At 66.6% G+C, this 18,719-nt stretch carries 19 protein-coding genes and 1 riboswitch; of the genes, 5 read left to right on the top strand and 14 right to left on the bottom strand.

Translation table 11 applies throughout. From position 1 onward, the window contains the following. The first annotated feature begins 66 nt into the window (after positions 1 to 66). The gene (locus Q8R61_RS14520; RefSeq protein WP_305538526.1) at positions 67 to 675 is read left to right on the top strand and encodes a hypothetical protein; all 609 of its coding nucleotides are present in this window, start codon (positions 67 to 69) and stop codon (positions 673 to 675) included. Positions 676 to 681: 6 nt separating this feature from the next. Here Q8R61_RS14520 and Q8R61_RS14515 read toward each other — a convergent pair whose 3' ends face one another. From Q8R61_RS14515 to Q8R61_RS14465, 11 genes are all read right to left on the bottom strand, one after another. After that, complete coding sequence (locus Q8R61_RS14515) at positions 682 to 1,002, bottom strand: NADH-quinone oxidoreductase subunit K (protein ID WP_305538524.1); 321 nt, start codon at positions 1,000 to 1,002, stop codon at positions 682 to 684. After that, the gene (locus tag Q8R61_RS14510) at positions 999 to 1,655 is read right to left on the bottom strand and encodes an MnhB domain-containing protein (RefSeq protein WP_305538522.1); all 657 of its coding nucleotides are present in this window, start codon (positions 1,653 to 1,655) and stop codon (positions 999 to 1,001) included. The genes Q8R61_RS14515 and Q8R61_RS14510 overlap by 4 nt, the downstream gene beginning before the upstream one ends. Next, on the bottom strand, positions 1,652 to 1,909 hold the full coding sequence (locus Q8R61_RS14505; RefSeq protein ID WP_305538520.1) for a DUF4040 domain-containing protein: 258 nt from the start codon (positions 1,907 to 1,909) through the stop codon (positions 1,652 to 1,654). Before Q8R61_RS14505 ends, Q8R61_RS14510 begins: the two co-directional genes overlap by 4 nt. Then, entirely contained in the window at positions 1,906 to 2,217 is a 312-nt protein-coding gene (gene mnhG / locus Q8R61_RS14500) for a monovalent cation/H(+) antiporter subunit G (protein ID WP_305538518.1), read from the bottom strand. The genes Q8R61_RS14505 and mnhG overlap by 4 nt, the downstream gene beginning before the upstream one ends. After that, on the bottom strand, positions 2,204 to 2,479 hold the full coding sequence (locus tag Q8R61_RS14495) for a monovalent cation/H+ antiporter complex subunit F (protein ID WP_305538516.1): 276 nt from the start codon (positions 2,477 to 2,479) through the stop codon (positions 2,204 to 2,206). Before Q8R61_RS14495 ends, mnhG begins: the two co-directional genes overlap by 14 nt. Further along, complete coding sequence (locus Q8R61_RS14490) at positions 2,476 to 2,976, bottom strand: Na+/H+ antiporter subunit E (RefSeq protein ID WP_305538514.1); 501 nt, start codon at positions 2,974 to 2,976, stop codon at positions 2,476 to 2,478. Before Q8R61_RS14490 ends, Q8R61_RS14495 begins: the two co-directional genes overlap by 4 nt. After that, complete coding sequence (locus Q8R61_RS14485; protein WP_305538512.1) at positions 2,973 to 3,668, bottom strand: DUF502 domain-containing protein; 696 nt, start codon at positions 3,666 to 3,668, stop codon at positions 2,973 to 2,975. The genes Q8R61_RS14490 and Q8R61_RS14485 overlap by 4 nt, the downstream gene beginning before the upstream one ends. Positions 3,669 to 3,676: 8 nt before the next feature. Beyond that, positions 3,677 to 4,567 carry a universal stress protein gene (locus Q8R61_RS14480; RefSeq protein WP_305538510.1) on the bottom strand — a complete coding sequence of 297 codons (891 nt, stop codon included), beginning with the start codon at positions 4,565 to 4,567 and terminating at the stop codon, positions 3,677 to 3,679. Then, positions 4,564 to 6,234, bottom strand: a complete 1,671-nt coding sequence (locus Q8R61_RS14475) for a cation:proton antiporter (protein WP_305538508.1) — start codon at positions 6,232 to 6,234, stop codon at positions 4,564 to 4,566. Before Q8R61_RS14475 ends, Q8R61_RS14480 begins: the two co-directional genes overlap by 4 nt. A 137-nt stretch (positions 6,235 to 6,371) precedes the next feature. Beyond that, entirely contained in the window at positions 6,372 to 8,108 is a 1,737-nt protein-coding gene (locus Q8R61_RS14470) for a potassium/proton antiporter (protein WP_305538506.1), read from the bottom strand. 6 nt (positions 8,109 to 8,114) lie between these two features. Continuing rightward, positions 8,115 to 10,823 carry a cation-transporting P-type ATPase gene (locus tag Q8R61_RS14465; RefSeq protein ID WP_305538504.1) on the bottom strand — a complete coding sequence of 903 codons (2,709 nt, stop codon included), beginning with the start codon at positions 10,821 to 10,823 and terminating at the stop codon, positions 8,115 to 8,117. Positions 10,824 to 11,066: 243 nt separating this feature from the next. On the opposite strand from Q8R61_RS14465, the gene Q8R61_RS14460 reads away from it, so the two are divergent. Further along, on the top strand, positions 11,067 to 11,618 hold the full coding sequence (locus tag Q8R61_RS14460) for a DUF2062 domain-containing protein (protein ID WP_305538502.1): 552 nt from the start codon (positions 11,067 to 11,069) through the stop codon (positions 11,616 to 11,618). Between the two features lie 16 nt (positions 11,619 to 11,634). Here the strand turns inward: Q8R61_RS14460 and Q8R61_RS14455 are convergent, their stop codons facing one another. Continuing rightward, positions 11,635 to 12,102: a MarR family winged helix-turn-helix transcriptional regulator gene (locus tag Q8R61_RS14455; protein WP_305538500.1), complete on the bottom strand. Its 468-nt coding sequence runs from the start codon at positions 12,100 to 12,102 to the stop codon at positions 11,635 to 11,637. Between the two features lie 43 nt (positions 12,103 to 12,145). Next, positions 12,146 to 14,833: a bifunctional [glutamate--ammonia ligase]-adenylyl-L-tyrosine phosphorylase/[glutamate--ammonia-ligase] adenylyltransferase gene (glnE, locus tag Q8R61_RS14450; RefSeq protein ID WP_305538498.1), complete on the bottom strand. Its 2,688-nt coding sequence runs from the start codon at positions 14,831 to 14,833 to the stop codon at positions 12,146 to 12,148. 74 nt (positions 14,834 to 14,907) lie between these two features. On the opposite strand from glnE, the gene acs reads away from it, so the two are divergent. From acs to Q8R61_RS14435, 3 genes are all read left to right on the top strand, one after another. Further along, positions 14,908 to 16,875: an acetate--CoA ligase gene (gene acs, locus Q8R61_RS14445; protein WP_305538496.1), complete on the top strand. Its 1,968-nt coding sequence runs from the start codon at positions 14,908 to 14,910 to the stop codon at positions 16,873 to 16,875. A 93-nt stretch (positions 16,876 to 16,968) separates the two neighbouring features. Continuing rightward, positions 16,969 to 17,358, top strand: coding sequence for a translational machinery protein (locus Q8R61_RS14440; RefSeq protein ID WP_305538494.1), 390 nt, complete (start codon positions 16,969 to 16,971; stop codon positions 17,356 to 17,358). A gap of 148 nt (positions 17,359 to 17,506) precedes the next feature. After that, positions 17,507 to 17,584: riboswitch (cyclic di-GMP riboswitch) on the top strand. Between the two features lie 63 nt (positions 17,585 to 17,647). Next, positions 17,648 to 17,896, top strand: a complete 249-nt coding sequence (locus tag Q8R61_RS14435) for a hypothetical protein (RefSeq protein WP_305538492.1) — start codon at positions 17,648 to 17,650, stop codon at positions 17,894 to 17,896. Between the two features lie 120 nt (positions 17,897 to 18,016). Here the strand turns inward: Q8R61_RS14435 and Q8R61_RS14430 are convergent, their stop codons facing one another. Next, positions 18,017 to 18,586 (bottom strand): NADPH-dependent FMN reductase, encoded by a 570-nt coding sequence (locus tag Q8R61_RS14430; RefSeq protein ID WP_305538490.1) that lies wholly within the window; start codon positions 18,584 to 18,586, stop codon positions 18,017 to 18,019. Between the last annotated feature and the right edge of the window lie 133 nt (positions 18,587 to 18,719).

The following is an 18,719-nucleotide window of genomic DNA, read 5'->3' as shown; positions in this document are numbered from 1 at the left end:
CGAATTCCTGCCATACTGAACTGCAGTCGCAGCCTGTTCGTTTCACCCCGTCCTGAGGAGCACACCATGTCCGAACCGAACGATTTTTCCGCGAACGCCTCCACCGGCGTCCTGGGTAAGCTCACCGCCGTCAAGCTGCCGCTGTGGGTGAGCCTCGCGCTCGTGATCCTGTGGGCGATCAGCTTCGCCTGGCAGAGCCTGGCGCAGAAACGGCTGGTGGCGAAACTGGAAACCGACCGCGCGGCGATGACGGCGCAGGCCGACAATGACCGGCAGGCGCTGCTCGGCCAGCTGCGTACCCGCGCGGGGGCGGCGTCCGAGGCATCGTTGCGCGAATTTGGCACGGCGCTGGCGTGGGCGGTGCGCGGCGAGATGATCCGCAACAACCTCGACCAGGTCGACCAGTTCTTCACCGAGATCGTCAAGTTGCCCGGCACCGAACGCGCGTTGCTCGCGGGCGTCGACGGCAAGATCGCGGTGTCGACCGACCGTCGCCATCTGGGCGCGGAAGCGAGCACGCTGGTGCCGCCGGAAGCGCTGCTGCTGCCGCAGGTGACGGTGCGCAGCGAGGCAGACGGCACGCTGCTGCTGGTGGTGCCGGTAATGGGGTTGAACGACCGGCTCGGCACGGTGTTCGTGACCCGCCGCCCGGCCGACGCATTCGAAGGTCTGTAAACCGTTTCACGCATCGTCGGTCTCCGCGTCGGCGCGGTCTTCCGGCAACTGCATGCGGCCGGTGCGTTCGAGCAGTTGCCGCGCCAGCGCCAGGGCAAGCGCGGTGGCGGCGATGGCGACGACGATGCCGGTGAGCACCATCGCCTGCGGCACCGGGTCGACGCTGCCGTCGCGCTGGCCGAGGCCGACCAGGATCAGGAAGGCGCCGCTGCCGAGGATGTTGAAGGCGAGGATTTTCCGCAACAGATGCGGCAATGCCAGCAGGCCCGCGAGCCCAATGGCGAACAGCGCCGCCCCCGCTAGCGCATAAAGCAGGCCGACGCTCACGGCCGCACCTCGGTGCTGGCGAGGTAGAGCGCGGCAAGTGTGAGCCCGATCGACAGCGTCAGCGCCGCCTCGACCATCAGGATCAGGCCGCCAGCCAACGCGGGCGGATAGGTGAGCAGGGTGGCGTGGCCGAGCACCGCCGCGGCGACCGCGACGAATACCAGGAGACCTAGCGCGAGCCCGACGCGCAGCAGCAGCGTGGGCGCCACCCACGCCGGCAGCAGTCCGGCGAGGCGTAGCAGCACGCCAGCGGCGGCGAGTACCGCACCGGCTTGGAACGCGCCGCCCGGTGCGATGGCGCCGACCCACAGCAGGTAGCCCGCGACCAGCACCATCAAGGGCGCGAGCAGGCGCGCCAGCGTCTGCAGCAGCGGATGTGCCGGATGCGCGGCGCGCGCCGCGTGCGGCTTCACCAGCGCCAGCACGCCGAACAGCGCGAGCAGCAGCACGGCGATTTCGAGCAGGGTGTCGTAGCCGCGGAAATTCAGCAGCACCGCGGTGATCGGGTGCGCCACGCCGCTGGCTGCAATGTTTGCCGCGACGTCGTCGGGCAGGCGCACCGCGTGCGGCGGCAGCTCGAGCATCGCGGCGGCGAGCGCCACGCCGAACAGGGCGGCGAGCGCGACGATGGCGACCGGCAGCACGCGTCTCATGCCTCGGGCTCCCGCTTGGCGCGCAGGTGGCCGACGGCGTCGAGCAGCAGCGCGCCGGTCAGCCCGGCGCCGATCGCGGCTTCGGCGAGTGCGATGTCGGGCGCGCCGAGCCGCGCCCAGGCCAGCGCCATCAACAACCCGAACACGATGAACAGCACCACGCCGCGGAACAGGTCGGCGACGGTGAGTGCGCGCGCCGCGCTCCACACCAAGGCGGCGATGATCAGCAGATCGAAGGCGAGCGCCGCACTCATTCGCGGTCTCCCGCCCGCCAGGGCGCGATGCCGTGGCGGCGCGCGCGGCGGGCAATCAGGAAGCCGACCGTTGCGCTGGCGAGCAGCGCCAAGAGCCAGATCAGCACCAGCTTGATGCCCGTCGCCCAGCCCGGCGCGCGCAGCAAGAGGCCGAGCACGACGAGGCCGAGGCCGAGGTTGTCGGCCTTGGCGAGCGCGTGCAGGCGGGTGTAGACATCGGGGAAGCGCAACAGGCCGACGGTGCCGGCGAAGAAGAACGCCGCGCCGGCAATCAGCAGCGCCAGGCTCGCGCCCTCAACGAGACTCATCGTCCGGCACCTCCTCGCGCCAGGCGCGCCGCGCGAACGCGGCGCCGCTGATCGCCGCCAGCAGGGCAAACACAAGGGCGGCGTCGATGAATGCAGTCTGGCTCATCGCATCGGCCAGCAGCAGCAGGATTGCCACCCCGGTGGTGCCGAACAGCAGGGCGGCCAGCAGGCGGTCCGCCGGCGTCGGGCCGCGCGCCACCCGGATCAGGGCAACCAGCAGGTTCAGCAGCAGGAATACGGCGAGCGTGAGGGTTAAATTCATCCAGTCGTGTGCAGGGTGAGGCCGAGCAGGTCCGCGAGGCGGCTTTCGGCGGCGCGTACCTCGGTTTCCGTCGGTGCCCGCTCATCGAGTACATGCAGACACAGACGATTGCCCTGCAGTTCCACGCTCAAGGTGCCCGGCAGCAAGCTCAGCGTGTTGGCCAGCAGCACCCGGCCGATGCCCTCGGGTAGCCGCAGGTCGATTTCGTGAAAGCCGGGCCGCAGCCCCATGCGGGGACGTAGCGCGAACCCCGCAACCTGCGCACCGCCGCGCAGTGATTGCACGATGAAGAAGACGAGAAATCGCAGCAGGCCGATGCGCGAGACATAGGTGTTGACGGGCGGCAGCAGGTAAATACTGACCGTGGTGGCGAACGCGACGCTGACGCTGCCCACCCCCCAACTGTCGGGGCGACCGTCGGTCAGTGCCCACCACAATACGGCGAACAGGGCGCTGCGCCAGAGCACGGCGCGGACGGTGGCGAGCGTAAGCTTCATGGCGCAGGCGGCAGGTCTGCCGCGCGGGGCGGATTCCTGAAACGCACCGTATCGGGCGCATTGGTGCCGCCGGTCATGACGAAGCTCATCGCTTCTTCCATGGTCCAGTCGGTCATCACCACGTCGGCCAGCGGCAGGATTTCGATATAGCCCGAGGTCGGGTTGGGTGAAGTGGGCACGTAGACGACTGCCAGTTCTTCACCGCTGACGGCGTCCCGCATCACCTTGGTGATCAGGCCCACGGCCTTCATCTCCGGCGAGGGAAAGCTGATTAACACTACGCGCTGGCCCTGCACCGGCGGCTTGCTGACGGTATGCAGGAAACGCTTGGTGGCGCCGTAGATGGTCTGCACCAATGGTAGCCGGCCGACCCAGTATTCGAGCGTGGCGATGACTCTCTTGCCAACCACGAACGAAGCCAGGAGGCCAATCAGGTACAGCGCGGCCAGCGTGAACAGGGCAGACAGCGCGTACTGCACGTCGCTGTCGAGCAGCCAGTTCGATAGCGTGTCGGACAGCGGTCGTAACAGGGCCGCCAGCCCCTTGAGAAAAGGCACGCCGGGGCTGGCCAGCAGACCGAACAGGAAATCGAATACCAGCCAGGTTACCCACAGCGGGGCGACGGTGAAAAAACCGATCAGCAGGTAGCGGAACAGGTGCGGATTGCGGCGTCCGGGCGGTGTATTGGGCATGTGCGTATCTAGTTCGCTGGGCCGGCGATGAACACATCGCTGCTTGAGTGCGCCAGCACATGTTTGGTCACGCTGCCGAGCAGCAGTTCCTCCACCATCGACTGGCCGCGCTTGCCCATCACGATCAGGTCGGCGTCCATCGTTTGCTCGTGCCCGATAATCCGCAGGGTCGGCGCCCCATGCTCGAAATGACGCGTCAGCCGGCTGGCCGGCACCTGCAGCTGGGCGACGAAGGCGTCCATTTCGGCGATCGCCGCTTCGCGTGCCTGAATGCGGTAGGCGTGAATCTTGTCGTCCTCCATGCCGGCGAGGCGGAAGGTGGACTCCAGTTCGACCTCGAACGCATGAAACAGCACGATGTCGGCGTCGGGCAGCCAGGCGTGGGCGGCGTTGATGGCGGCGGCGGCGTGCGCGGAAAAGTCGACCGGCGCCAGAATGCGCCGGTAGGGCGATTGCGGCCGCTGCTTGACTGCCAGCAGTGGGCGCCGCGATTTGCGCAGCACGCGTTCGGTGGTCGAGCCGATCAGCAGTTCGCGCACGAAATGCGCGCCGCGCACGCCCATGACCATCAGGTCGATTTGGCGCGTGTCGGCGAGCTCAACCAGTGCGGTCAGTGCCGCGCCCTGTGCCAGCACGGTGTCGATGGTGCAGGGGTGATGCGCAGCCAGGTTGGCTGCCAGTTCGCTCAAGGCTTTTTCCGCCTGGGTGAGCACCTGGGTTTCAAGCGCGGCGGCGTTTCCCGGCAGCATGCGGCGCAGCGTATCGAATGCCGATTGGCTGACGACATGGGCGAGGGTGAGGCGGGCATCCGGATGCGCCTGCGCAAGCATCGCGGCACGCTCCAGTGCGTGCCGCGCAGGGGCGGAAAAATCGGTGGCGGCGAGCAGGGTTCGGGTCATGGCGATTCCTTGTTAGCGGACAGTTCTGCGGAAGCGATGCGGGCAGCCAGATCGAGCGCGGCAAAATCTGCAGCCTGGTTGAACGGGTGAATGACTTCGATGTTGTCGAGCTTGCCCAGACGGGCGGCCTCGTTTTCATCGCGCGCCACGATGGCGATATGACCGTCGTAATGCTGCTCCTTCAGCGCATGCAGCAGCGCGAAGTTGGACGCATAGTCGGGCAGGGTGCTGACGACCCATGGCGTGTGTGCAATAGGCAGACTTTCGATGTAGTCGGGCGCTTCGCCATCGCCGAAGCGTGCATCCATGCCCTGATTCTGCAACGCCCGCACCACCTCGGGGTCGAAATCCACGCCCAATACCCTGATGCCCTGCTGCTTGAGCGTATGGGCCAGCCGGCTGCCATAGCGTCCGAGGCCGAAAACGATGATGTCGGGCTGCACGTTGTTACGTTGTGCATGCTCGACCGCCAGTTCGCGAAAAGGGTGCAGGCGTTCGAACACACCCAGCCACGGCGCCATCCAGGTATACAAACGGTGCGAATAGATGATCATGTAGGACGACAGCGCGATCGTGATGAGGCCGACCAGCGTGGTCAGCCCGAGCGCGTTGTTGCCGATATGTCCGAGGCTGATGCCCATGGCGACGAAGATGATCGAGAACTCCGAGATCTGCGCCACCGTGAGTCCGGCGAGAAAGCCGGTCCGCTTGCGATAGCCCATGTAGCCCATGATCGCCATCACGATCAGCGGGTTGCCGATCAGCACGAACAGCGACAGCACGATCGAGGTGACGATCTCGTCGCCGAGCGTGGAAAAGTCGAGTTTCGAGCCGAGGTCGAGGAAAAAGAACAGCAGCAGAAAATCGCGGATGCTTGCCAGTCGCGCGCTGATCGCTTCCCGGTATGCCGTTGACGCCAGCGAGAAGCCGGCGAGAAATGCGCCGGCCTCCTTGCTGAAGCCGGCGGTCTCGCCCAGTGCTGCCAGCGCGGTGCCCCAGGCGATGGCGAAAATCAGCAGCAGCTCCTGCGAGCGCGCCAGGGTATGGACGATGCGCGGCAGCACATAGCGCATCAGGATGAACAGCAGCAGTGCGGCGCCGGCCAGCCGTGCCAGCAGGGTCAGGGCCAGGGTGCCGCCCCCGGTGCCCTCGTCCATGCCGCCGATCCCGCTCATGACCATCATCGCGATTACCACGGCGAGGTCCTGCACGATCAGAAACCCGACCGCGATGCGGCCATGCAGCGAGTCGAGCTCGCGCTTGTCGGACAACAGCTTGACCACGATGATGGTGCTGGAAAACGTCAGCGCTACCGCGACGTAAAGCGCCTCCATCCAGCCTTTGCCGAGCGCGATGATGATGAAGAAGCCGAACAGAATGGTGAAGGTCAGTTGCCCGAGGCCGGTGGCAAGCGCGACCGCGCCGATGTGGCGGATATGGCGCAGGTCGAGCTTGAGGCCCACCACGAACAGCAGCACGGTGATGCCGATCTGTGCCAGCAGGTCGATCTGATCGTGTGCCGTCACCAGCGAGAAGCCGGCGGGCCCGACCAGGATGCCCACCGCGATGTAGGCGATCAGCACCGGCTGGCGCAGCCGCACCGCCAGTGCGCTGACCGCGGCCGTGATGATCAGCAGCAGGGCGAATTCGGCAAACGGTTCATTCATCGGTCTGGGTTTGTTTTGTCGTCAACATATTCATTCTAGGGTACCGGCCTGTACGTCCGTACGCCCGAGTGGCTGGCTGCAGCGCCGTATTCGGAATGCATGGAAGCGCGCCGAATTGTTGCAGTATTGTTGCGGCATCAAGACATCTCGTCGAGATGGGTCGGAATCCTCAAGCCCACCTGGGTGACGTGACCGTCCGCGACCGTTCGCACCACAAATTCCAGCTTGCCCAGGCGTACGCGATCGCCCACCACCGGGTGGCTGCGCAGCTTCAATGCAAGGAAATCTTCCAGTGTCAGTCCCGTCATGGCCTCCGGCAAAGGCAGATCGTATTGCGCTGCCACCGCCGCCACCTGCGCATCCCCGCGCAGCACAAAGTCGCCATAAAACTCGCGCTTTTCCAGGTAGGTCGGCGCGGCGGGCGTCACCAGCAGATCGCTCAGGGTGGCGCCTACTTCCGCCCGGGCGAGGACGTACAGCGTATCCCCGGTGGCCAGCGGGCCTGCAGCTTCCAGGTCCAGTGCCGCGCTGTCTCGCATGACCGCGACGGGTCGCGCAGCGCCCGGCAAGCGCAGCGCGTGGGCATCCTGCCCGAGCAGCGGCGCGTCGGGCGTCAGTCGATAGCCGAACAGTGCATGTCCATTCGCCGCCCCTGCCGCCAGATCGTGGCGCTCGGTGGGTTCGGGCGCCGGCGGCACCTGCAGACGCAGGTGGCGGGCCAGGGCGGGGATGGTCCAGCCCTGCACGGTGAGCGAGATCAGCACGACGAAGAAGGCCACGTCGAGAATCAGCGTGGCCTCCGGAATCCCCGCCAGCAGCGGAAACAGGGCAAGAATGATGGGCACCGCGCCGCGCAGCCCGACCCAGGAAATGAACACCTGTTCGCGCCACGGAAAGTGGAAAGGCAGCAGACACAGCCACACCGCAAGCGGACGCGCGACGAACATCAGGACCAGCGCAATGGCAAGCGCCGCCGGCGCGTGCTGGATGAGTTCGCTCGGGGTGGCGAGCAGGCCCAGCATCAGGAACATGCCGATCTGCGCCAGCCAGGACAGGCCGTTGTGCACCTGCAGGATGTTGGTTGCCTCACGCGGACTGCGGTTGCCCACCACCACGCCGGCCAGATAGATCGCGAGGAAGCCGCTGCCGCCGAGCACCGTCGTGAGGCTGTAGAGCATCAGTCCGCCGGCGAGGATCAGCATCGGATACATGCCGCGTTCCAGCGGCAGGCGATTGGCCAGCCACACCAGCAGCCTGCCGCCGCCCAGGCCGGCAACGAGGCCGAGGCCCATCTGCTGCGCCAGCAGGCCCAGCGTCTCCCACCCCGGGCTGCGTTGGCCGGCGAGGATCAGCTCGATAAAGACAATGGTGAGCAGCGCCGCCATCGGGTCGTTGCTGCCGGATTCGATTTCCAGCGTGGCGGACACGCGCTCCTTCAGCGCCAGCCCCTTGGCGTGCAGCAGCGCGAACACCGCCGCGGCGTCGGTCGAGCCGACCACCGCGCCGACCAGCATGCCTTCCAGCAGGCCAAAATTGAGCACCCAGGCAGCGAACAGGCCCGTCACCACGCAGGTGACCAGCACGCCCAGCGTGGCCAGCATGGAGGCGGGCTTGAGGCTGGCGCGGAAAGTCTCCGCGCGCGTGTTGAGTCCGCCATCGAGCAGGATGATGGCGAGCGCGACGCTGCCGACGGTGTAGGCGATGCCGCTGTCGTCGAACTGAATGCCGCCCGGACCGTCTTCGCCGGCCAGCATGCCGACCGCCAGAAATACCAGCAGCAGCGGCATGCCGATGCGATACGACAGCGCGCTGGCGAGGATGGCCAGCAACAGCAGCACGGCGCCGGCGAGGACGAACTGGTTGATCAGATCCATGCTGCGTCAGCGCGTGGCGGTGGGCCGGTTGCCGCGGCGGATCACGGCTTTTTCGATTTCAACCACGCTGTAGACGATGAGGCCGAACAGGACGATGCGTCCCCAGGTTGCGAGGTCGAGCGGCGTGGTGGCGAACAGCGACTGCAGCAGCGGCAGGTAGGTGAACAGGCCCTGCAGCACGATCAGCACGCCGATCGCGATCAGCACCGCCCGGTTGCCGAAAAAGCCCGACCAGCCGACGACCGGCGCGGTGAGGCGGCGGCAGTTGAACAGATAGAAAATCTCGCCCATGACCAGCGCATTGATCGCGGCGGTGCGCGCCGCCTCAAGTGGCATGCCGCGCTCCAGTTCCCACAGGAACAGGCCGAGCGATCCGGCCACCAGAAACACCGTGACGAACGTGATGCGCCACAGCATGAAGCGCGTCAGCAGCGGTTCGCGCGGGTCGCGCGGCGGCTGGCGCATGGCTTCGGGCTCGGGATGCTCGAAGGCGAGCGCCAGCGCCAGCGTCACCGCCGTCACCATGTTGACCCACAGGATCTGCACCGGGGTGATCGGCAGGGTGAGCCCGAGCAGGATCGCGATCAGCACCATGCCGGCCTGCGCCGCGTTGGTGGGGAGGATGAACACGATGGCCTTTTTCAGGTTGCCGTAGACGGTGCGGCCTTCCTCGACCGCGTGCGCGATCGAGGCGAAGTTGTCGTCGGCCAGCACCATTTCTGCCGCTTCCTTGGCGGCCTCGGTGCCTTTCTTGCCCATCGCCACGCCGATGTCGGCGCGCCGCAGCGCCGGCGCGTCGTTGACGCCGTCGCCGGTCATCGCGGTGACCTCGCCCAGGCTTTGCAGGGCCTCGACCAGGCGCAGCTTGTGTTCCGGGCTGGCGCGCGCGAACACGTCGACTTCGCCCACCACTTCGCGCAGACGGGCGTCATCGAAGGTCTCGATCTCGGCACCGGTCATTGCGGTGACCGATTCGTCCAGCCCGAGCTGTTTGCCGATGGCCAGCGCGGTGGCGGCGTGGTCGCCGGTGATCATCTTGACCTTGATGCCCGCTGCACGGCAGTCGGCGACCGCACGGATGGCCTCCTCGCGCGGCGGGTCGGCCAGCCCCAGCACGGCCAGCAGGGTGAAGTCGCCGCGCTCGATGTCGTCGAAGTTGAGCGTCGTCGCGTCGTCGCTGCGCCGCACCGCCAGCGCCAGCAGCCGCATGCCTTGGGAAGCGGCCGCTTCCGTGCGGGCGTGCCAGTGCTCGGGGTCGAATGCGTTGTCGCCGTCCGCGCCGCGTTGCGTGGTGCACAGCGCCAGCACGCGCTCCGGTGCGCCCTTGAGATAGAGATAGCCGTGGCCGGCGTGGTCGTGGTTGAGCGTCGCCATGAAGCGGTGCTCGGACTCGAACGGGATGACGTCGGTGCGCGGCAGCGCCTCGCGGGTGCGGCGCAGGTCCAGCCCGGCCTTCAGCGCCAGGGTCAGCAGCGCGCCTTCGGTGGGGTCGCCGGTCAGTTGCCAGCCGTCGCCGGTTTCGCGCAGGTCGGCGTCGTTGCAGAGCAGGGCAGCGTGCGCCAGCTCCTGCAGCAGCGGCTGCGATTCCGGATCGACCTGCGCACCGGCGCGGCTGAAGCCGCCCTCGGGCGCATAACCGCTGCCCGATACGTCGAAGCTGGCGTCGGTGTCGATGACGATCTGCACCGTCATTTCATTGCGCGTCAGCGTACCGGTCTTGTCCGAGCAAATGACGCTGACCGCGCCCAGCGTTTCCACTGCGGGCAGGCGGCGGATGATGGCGTGGCGATGCGCCATGCGCGTGACGCCGATGGCGAGCGTGATGGTCATGATCGCCGGCAGGCCCTCGGGAATCGCCGCCACCGCCAGGCCCACCGCAGCGAGGAACATGTCGTTCGCCGCATAGTCGCGCACCCATACGCCAAAGCCGAACAGCAGCGCCGACAGCAGCAGGATGCCGCCTGCCAGCCACTGGCCGAAGCGCGACATCTGTTTCAGCAGCGGGGTGGTGAGTTTCTCGACGGTCGACAGCAGGGTGCTGATGCGGCCCAGCTCGGTTTCGGTGCCGGTGGCTGTTACCACGCCGGTGCCCTGACCGTAGGTGACCAGCGTGCCCGACCACGCCATGCTGGCGCGGTCGCCGAGCGCGGCGTCTTCCGCCACCGGATCGACCTGCTTGTCGACCGCGAGCGATTCGCCGGTCAGCGCGGCTTCCATCACCCTCAGGCTCTTGATGTCGATCAGGCGAAGGTCGGCCGGCACGCGGTCGCCCGAGGCCAGGTGCACGATGTCGCCGGGCACCAGGTCCTCGGCCGGAATTTCATGGCGTTCGCCGGCGCGGGTGACGATGGCGTGCGGCGACAGCATGTCGCGGATCGCATCGAGTGCCTGTTCGGCGCGGCCCTCCTGGATGAAGCCGATCACCGCATTGATGACGACCACACCGAAAATCACGCCGGAATCGAGCCAGTGGCCGAGCACGGCGGTGATGACGCCGGCTGCCAGCAGCACGTAGATCAGCACATTGTGGAACTGCAGCAGCAGTCGCTGCCAGGCTGGCTGCGATTGCGGCGGCGGCAGTCGGTTGGCGCCGTACTGCGCGCGCCGGGATTCGATCTCGGCCGGATCGAGGCCGCTGCGCGGGGTATCCAGCCGAGTCAGGGCGTCGCTGGCGGGCAGGCTGTGCCAGGGGGGCGGACGGTCGTTTGTTTGCAAGCGAGGTCTCCGTTCGGTTGGCGTACCCTTACAATTCTGGCACACCTCGATGAAATGACCGCGAGGTTCCGGATTGCGCGCGCTGGCGGCGCCCATGTCGTCATGCAGCCGTCATCTGCCAACCGCTTGCAAGTCCGGTAGATGAGCGCAAACATTACGTGGCAGGATTAAACCTTTCTACCGATCAGGCCGTCATAGAAGCTGACATGCCCATTTCGTCCAAAACCGTCTGACCCCCTCATCATGCTGCCCGAGCGTTTTCGCCGTTTCATGCCCGACCCGCACACCCTGCGCAATCACCGTGCGCTGCAGTGGATGGGGCCGATGCTGCATCACCCGCGGCTGTGGCATGTGAATCGCCGTGGCATTGCGCTGGGGCTCGCGATCGGGATTTTCTTCGGTCTGCTGATGCCGGTGGCGCAGATCCTCTTTGCCTCGGGGGCGGCCTTGCTGCTGCGCGCCAATATTCCGGCCGCCGTCGGCAGCACGCTGGTGACCAATCCGATCACGTTCGCGCCGGTGTATTACGCCGCCTATCACCTGGGCGCCTGGATGCTGGGGCACGCCAACGTGCCGGTGACCGAAGTCGACCTCGAACGCGTGGCGGCCAAGACGGCGACTGGGCTGGCGCTGTGGATGGACCGCCTGGCCACGGTGGGCGCGCCGCTGGCGCTGGGCCTGCTGACGCTGGCGATCACGCTGTCGGTGGTGATGTATTTTGCGGTGCACTGGGCCTGGCGGATGCGCATCGTGCGCGCCTGGCAGCGCCGTCGTGCGCGCCGCGCCGCGCGTTAACGCACAGGCTACGGGCTTACGACAGCGGTTTTTGCGCGGCCTGGTAGTCGACCGCGCCCATGTGCGCGATCAGCGTGGCCAGATCCTGATTCAGACGGCTCAAGGTGTCTTCGGACAGCTGGCCGAGGGCGTGCGTCAGCATGCCGGTCAGCGGCTGCGGCGCCTTGTCGAGTGCCTGTTCCCCCTTTTCGGTGAGGTAGAGCTGAACCACGCGCTGGTCGGCGTGCTTGCGCTCGCGCCGCACCAGGCCGGCCCGCTCGATCTTGTCGAGCAGGTTGCTGGCGGTGGAGGTGTGGATCGACATGGCCTGCGCCAGTTCGGACACTTTCATGCCGGGCGACTGGCGCAACGCCGACATGGCCCAGATCTGGGCGCCGCTGACCCCGCAGGCTTTCTCGACGGCCTGGAAATGCTGGCGCACCGCGCTGAAAATCACGCGAAACTGGCGCAAGGCCTCGTGGGCCGGGTTAGGCGATGGGGTCAAGATGAACGCTCCGGATAGGTCAAAACCGTCATCATGGCAGGAATCATTGCGGATCGCACATCACCTGCGACCATAGTGTCCGGACCGCATCGCGGGCGCCGGCTAGGGCCGCCGGCGGCACCCGGGCGTATTCCGCGCCGGAGAGCTTGATGGCGTGCTGCTGGCGGCGCAGCTCGCGGTAGGCGTCGGCGGCGGCCTTGGCAATGTCGGCGGGAATCAGGCCGGCGGCGCCGGCACGCAGCAGCAGTGCGATGTTGCCGACGTTGTCGGCGAGCTCGGGGTGCGCGGCGCAGTGCCGCAGCACCAGATACTGCACGCTGAATTCGACGTCGACGATGCCGCCATTGTCGTGCTTGAGGTCGAACAGATCGGAATCGTTGACGTGGCCGGCGTGCATTTTTTCGCGCATGGCCAGCACCTCCTCGCGCAGTTTTGCGGCATCGCGCGGCAGGCACAGCACCGCGCGGCGCAGCGCCTCGAAGACCGCACCGATCGCCGCGTCGCCGCAGACGAAACGCGCGCGCGTCAGCGCCTGGTGTTCCCACACCCAGGCATGGTGCAGCTGGTAGTCGCGGAAGGCCTCGGTCGAACTGACCAGCAGGCCCGAGGCGCCGTCCGGGCGCAGGCGCAGGTCGGTTTCGTAGAGCATGCCGGCCGGTGTCAGCGTGCCCAGCCAGGTGTTGATGCGCTGCGCCAGCCGCGCATAGGTTTCCTGCGCGCGTTCGTCGGCGTCGTCGTAGAGGAACACCAAGTCGAGGTCGGAGGCATAGCCGAGCTCTTTGCCGCCGAGCTTGCCGTAGCCGATGACGGCGAAGCGCGGTTCGTCGCGGTGGCGCGACTTCAGCCCGGCCCAGCAGCGCGCCAGCGTTTCATTCAACAGCGTGTCGGCCAGATACGACAGGTGATCCGACAGCGCTTCCAGCGTCAGCCGGCCGGCCACGTCCTGCGCCAGCAGGCGCAGCGTCTGCGCCCGCTTGAAGCGGCGCAGCGCATCCATCTGCGCCTCGGTGTCGCCGGGGTGGGCATCGAGTTCGTCGTGCAACTGCGCGGCCAGTTGCGTCCAGTCGGGCACACGCATCAGGTGCTGCGGCGCGATCAGTTCGTCCAGCAATTGCGGCTGCTGCGTGATCATCTGCGCGGCCCACGGGCTCGCTGCCAGCAGGCGCACCAGCTGGCGCAGCGCCGCCGGGTATTCGGCGAGCAGCGCCAGATAGGTGGAGCGGCGCGCAATCGCCTGCACCAGCGCGGCGAAACGCTCCAGCGTGACCGCCGGGTCGGGCTGGCTGCCGATGACTTCGAGCGCCGGCGGCAACAGTGCATTCAGAATGAGCTGGGTCGACTCGGCCAGCCGCGCGGTGCCGTGACGCAGCGCGTCGAGTGTCGCCAGCACCCGCTCCGGATCGTCGTAGCCGGCGTTTTCCAGCAGCGCGTGGATGGTGACGGCATTCGCCGTTCCGCAGCACACGGCGGACAGCGGATGGCTCATCTGGTCGGTCTGCGGTGCCGCGAACACCTGCTCGAAATGGCGCGTGACCTTGTTGCGGTGGTAGTCGAGCGCGGCCAGCAGGGCGGCGTGGTCGGCAAACCCCATCGCCTCGGCGAGCATCGCCTGCGATTCGGCGTCGTCTGGCATCTGCTGGGTCTGCGCGTCGTCGAGATACTGGATGCGGTGTTCCAGCCGGCGCAAAAAATCGTAAGCGGCGGCGAGTTCCTGCTGCGCATCCTCGGTCATCAGCCCGCCCTTCGCCAGTTCGTCCAGCACCGTGAGCGTGGGTCGCTGCTGCAGCGCGGCGATCTGGCCACCGCGGATGAGCTGGAACACCTGCGCGGTGAATTCGATTTCGCGGATGCCGCCCGGCCCGAGCTTGACGTTGTGCGCCATTTCACGGCGCGCCACCTCGCGGCGAATCTGCACGTGCAGGTCGCGGATCGCGGCAAAGGCGCCGAAGTCGAGGTATTTGCGGAACACGAAAGGCCGCACGATCTGCATCAGTTCGTCGTGGCGAGTCCCGGTCAGCGGGCGCGCCTTGATCCAGGCGTAGCGCTCCCACGGCCGGCCCTGCGCCACCAGATAGTCCTCCAGCATCGCGAAGCCCATCGCGAATGGGCCGGACTCGCCCCATGGACGCAGCCGCAGGTCGACGCGGAATACGTAGCCGTCGGCGGTGGCTTCCCCCAGCGCGGCGGTCAGCTTGCGCCCCACGCGGATGAAGAATTCGTGGTTGCTGATCGGCTTGACCGTGTCGTCGTCCGCCGCGGTGTCGCCTTCATCGGGGTAGAGGTAGATCAGGTCGATGTCGGACGACACGTTGAGTTCACCGCCGCCGAGCTTGCCCATGGCCACCACGACCATCTGCTGCGGCTGGCCGTTCTCGTCGCGCGGCTCGCCATGGCGGGCGGCCAGTGCGGCATGGTGGAAGTCGAGCGCCGTGCCGATGCAGACTTCGGCCAGCGTGCTCCAGGTGGCGGTCACCTCGGCCAGGTCGGCGCTGCCGGCCAGGTCGCGCGCGGTGACGATCAGCCAGACGCGCTGGCGCAGCTGCCGCAAACGCTGGTGCAGCGCCGCTTCGTCGCTGCACGGCGGCTCGGCGAGGAAGGCCTGCATCGCCTCGCGGGTCACGGCGCGATCGAACTGTGCGGCCAGGGCGTCGGCCCATTGCGCGTGTGCGGCCAGCAGGCGGCGGCCATAACGGGAACAGCGGGCGACGCGGTCGAGGGCGGGGTGGCTCATGGTGTGGGTCAGAGGGGTTGGGTTTTGATTTAGAATCGACAGCCTAACGAACACTCTATCAGCGGAGAGACTGTATGGCAGCCATCGAATCGATTCTGACCGAAACCCGTGTGTTCCCGCCTGCGGACGCGTTCGTCAAACAGGCCAACGTGTCCGGCATGGAAGCCTACCAGGCGCTGTGCCGCCAGGCCGAAACCGATTACGCGGGTTTCTGGGCCGACCAGGCGCGCCGGACCATCGCCTGGCACAAGCCATTCAGCCGCACGCTCGACGAGAGCCAGGCGCCGTTCTACAAATGGTTCGACGATGGCGAGCTCAACGTTTCCTACAACTGCCTGGATCGCAATCTGGCGACCAAGGGCGACAAGACTGCGCTGATTTTCGAGGCCGATGACGGCACGGTGACGAAAGTGACCTATAAGGAGCTGCACGCGCGCGTGTGCCAGTTCGCCAATGGCCTGAAGTCGCTCGGCGTGAATCAGGGCGACCGCGTCATCGTCTACATGCCGATGAGCATCGAAGCGGTGGTGGCGATGCAGGCGTGCGCGCGCATCGGCGCGAGCCATTCGGTGGTGTTCGGCGGTTTTTCCGCCAAGAGCCTGTTCGAGCGTATCGAGGATGCCCGCGCCAAGGTGATCATCACCGCCGACGAGTCGCTGCGCGGCGGCAAGGCGGTGCCGCTGAAGCGCGCGGTCGACGAAGCGCTGGCGATGGGCGACACCTCGTGCGTCGAGCGCGTGGTGGTGTACCGCCGCTCTGGCGGCGCGGTGAACTGGGGCGCGCGTGACCTGTGGTGGCACGAACTGGCGCAGACGCAGGCCGAGACCTGCGAACCGACTTGGGTCAACGCCGAGCATCCGCTGTTCATCCTGTATACCTCGGGCTCGACCGGCAAGCCCAAGGGCGTGCAGCATTCCAGCGGCGGCTATCTGCTCGGCGCCATCCTGTCGATGGAATGGGTGTTCGACGCCAAGCCGGATTCCGACGTCTACTGGTGCACCGCCGACGTCGGCTGGATCACCGGCCACACCTATGTCGCCTACGGCCCGCTGGCGCTGGGCATGACCGAAGTCATCTTCGAGGGCATCCCCACTTATCCGCATGCCGGCCGCTTCTGGGAAACCGTCGCCAAACACAAGGTCACCACTTTCTATACCGCGCCGACCGCGATCCGCAGCCTGATCAAGCTCGGCGCGCAGGAGCCGGCCAAGTTCGACCTGTCGTCGTTGCGCCTGCTGGGCACGGTGGGCGAGCCGATCAACCCCGAAGCCTGGATGTGGTACCACGAGGTGATCGGCGGCGGCCGCTGCCCCATCGTCGACACCTGGTGGCAGACCGAGACCGGTGCCAACATGATTTCGCCACTGCCCGGCGCGGTGCCGACCAAGCCCGGCTCCTGCACCCTGCCGCTACCCGGCATCATGGCCGCGATTACCGACGAGCACGGCCATCCGGTGGAAAAAGGGCAGGGTGGTTATCTGGTGATCCAGCGGCCGTTCCCGTCACAGCTGCGCACGCTGTGGGGCGATCCCGAGCGCTTCAGGAAAACCTATTTCCCCGAGGAACTCGGCGGCAAGACCTATCTCGCCGGCGACTCCGCGCACCGCGACGACAGTGGCTACTTCTGGATCATGGGCCGCATCGACGACGTGCTGAACGTCTCCGGCCACCGTCTGGGCACGATGGAAATCGAGTCTGCGCTGGTGTCCAACCCGCGCGTCGCCGAAGCCGCCGTGGTCGGTCGGCCACACGACATCAAGGGCGAGGCAGTGGTGGCCTACGTGGTACTGAAAGGCACGCGTCCCACCGGCGACGAGGCGAAGCAGATCGCTGTCGAGCTGCGCGACTGGGTCGGCAAGGAAATCGGACCGATCGCCAAGCCGGACGAAATCCGCTTTGGCGACAACCTGCCCAAGACCCGCTCCGGCAAGATCATGCGTCGCCTGCTGCGCGCGATCGCCAAGGGCGAGGAAATCACCCAGGACGTTTCCACGCTGGAAAACCCGGCCATCCTCGACCAGCTCAAGGAAGCGGTGAAATAAAGCGGCGGGGGCGCGTATCGGGGCTTGAATTTACTGCGCAAGCGCGCAATATTAAGAGCCGTTGGTCTTTTTACTCACGCGCGAAAGGAAATCATGTCTCATTACCATGCCGTCGTCTGGCTCGACCACAACGAAGCCCGCATCATGCACATCAGCCCGGATGACGTCGAGAAATCGGTGGTCAGCCCGGCCTCGCCGCACCGCAACCTGCACCGCAAGCGGGGCTCGGTCAGCGGCAGCCGCCAAGCCGAAGACCCGCACTATTATCACGAGGTCGTCGAGGCGCTGGCCGGCGCGACAGAGATCCTGATCGTCGGACCGGGGCAGGCCAAGCTCGAACTGATCAAGCACATCCACAGCCACGACCCCGCGACCAGCGCGCGCGTGATCGGCGTGGAAACTGTGGATCATCCGAGCGACGCGCAGCTGGTGGCGTTTGCCCGCAAGTATTTCGTGGCCAAGGACCGGCTGCTGCCGCAGTAAGGGCGTACGTCCGACCCATCAAAAAGCCCCCGTTTCGGGGGCTTTTTGATGGGCATTTGATAGGGTATTGAAATAAAAGGGAATTATTTTGAGCGCGGGCCCCGTCCTGGCCTAAAGTTTGTCGAAAAATCGACGTTACTGTTGGTAACCTGTACAAGGGCAAACCCGTCGCGAGGCGGGGACGCAAAGCTTCCGGTCTTGAATCCAAGACAGCGGGGCCGCCAAGAAAGTCCGCATGTGGCATGCGTCGCACCCCGATCAGGCAGTGTCTTGATTAAAGGAGCCCGCCATGTCACATCAATGTCCGTTTCCCGTCCGCTCGACCGATCCCCGTTCTTCCTACCGTGCCGGCAGCGTGCCGGGCCTCGCCCTCGGCCTCGCCTTGATCGCCGCCGCCCTGGCCGGATTCGGCTTTTCCGCCCCCGCGGGCGCCGAGCGGCTGTCTGAGCAGGCTGTCGCCCAGCCATACAGCGGTGGGGCAGCCGCCTTGTCGCCTTCCCTTGCCCCCTTTCTGAGATCGCCGTCCCTGCCGGCCTGACCCGCCGACAGCAGCGATGTTTCGTTGGCAACCCTGGGTTGCCGCTCTGCAGCCGTGTGTCTCCTCCTTGCGCCCTTCGGGGCGCTTTTTTTAGCTTGCCGCCCTTCGGGGCGCATTTTTTTAGGCGCGATTCAGCGCAGCGGTGATGTTGACCAGTTCCAGCACCAGCGCGTGCAGGCGCGCCGGCGACTTCAGCGCGCCGCTCTCTTCGTCGAAGGCCTTGTCTGCATGCGCCAGCGAAAACTGGCCCGGCAGTACCAGCACGCCCAGCGTGTTCAGCACCTGGCGCAGGTGGGGCAGCATGCGCATGCCGCCGAAGCTGCCGGGCGATGCGGCCAGCATGGCGGCGACCTTGTTCTGATAGGGCACCAGCCCCGATTCGCCCTGCCATTCGCGCGACACCCAGTCGAGCGTGTTCTTCAACAGCGGCGGAATCGAGCTGTTGTATTCGGGGCTGGCGATCAATAGGGCGTCATGTTCCTTGAACAACGCCTTCAGTCGCTGCGCGTTGTCGGGCAGACCGTCGCGGGCTTCAAGGTCCTCGTTCATCAGCGGCAGCGGGTAGTCGGCGAGATCGATCAGGGTGACGTCGCCGCCGGCGGCGCGGGCCGCCTCCACGGCCGCCTGTATGAGCTTGCGGTTCCAGGAGTCGCGGCGAATGCTGCCGGACAGGGCGAGGATCTTGGGCATGGTGTGTCCTTGCGTCAAAAGAGGCCGATTGTATCGGTCCGTGGCGCGCACGCGAAACCCGCGTGACCGGGCGCCGCGTCAGGATCGGGCATGACGTGGTTTCGCGGTGGCAAAACCGGCACAATGCGGTCGA

The organism is Thiobacillus sp. (assembly GCF_030696885.1).
Lineage (GTDB): Bacteria > Pseudomonadota > Gammaproteobacteria > Burkholderiales > Thiobacillaceae > Thiobacillus.
Note: the sequence above shows the minus strand (reverse complement) of the source record. Positions and strands in the feature narration are given on the sequence as shown.